This is a genomic window from Psychrobacter sp. S1-30-MNA-CIBAN-0213 (genome assembly GCF_040309845.1).
Lineage (GTDB): Bacteria > Pseudomonadota > Gammaproteobacteria > Pseudomonadales > Moraxellaceae > Psychrobacter.
On the sequence record NZ_JBEOPE010000120.1, the window covers coordinates 1 to 255 of the forward strand.

Here is a 255-nt window from a genome sequence, read left to right on the forward strand (position 1 = left end):
CCGCATCAGCTTGTAGGCTTGCAAAATAACTATTTTTAAAATAACTGAGCGCATCAGTATTGATAATCTGTAGCCGACTCATAAGCTTTTGCCAATTTGCTAGCGCACTCATACGCTGCTGTTCTGCTAGCAAAAGCAGCGCCATCAAAGGCTGCTGCTCGAGCATAATGACCTGTGCACCCGTACTGGCCAATATCAAGCTGTCATGACCAAATCCCGCTGTGGCATCAATAACCTGACTATCCGATGTAATTT

Annotated in this window: 1 protein-coding gene; it reads right to left on the bottom strand. The window is 45.1% G+C overall.

Annotated elements, in window-relative coordinates; translation table 11 throughout:
• Nucleotides 1-255, bottom strand: a 255-nt coding sequence (locus AAEY87_RS14185) for a class I SAM-dependent methyltransferase (RefSeq protein WP_350657639.1), incomplete at both ends; no start/stop codon positions are given.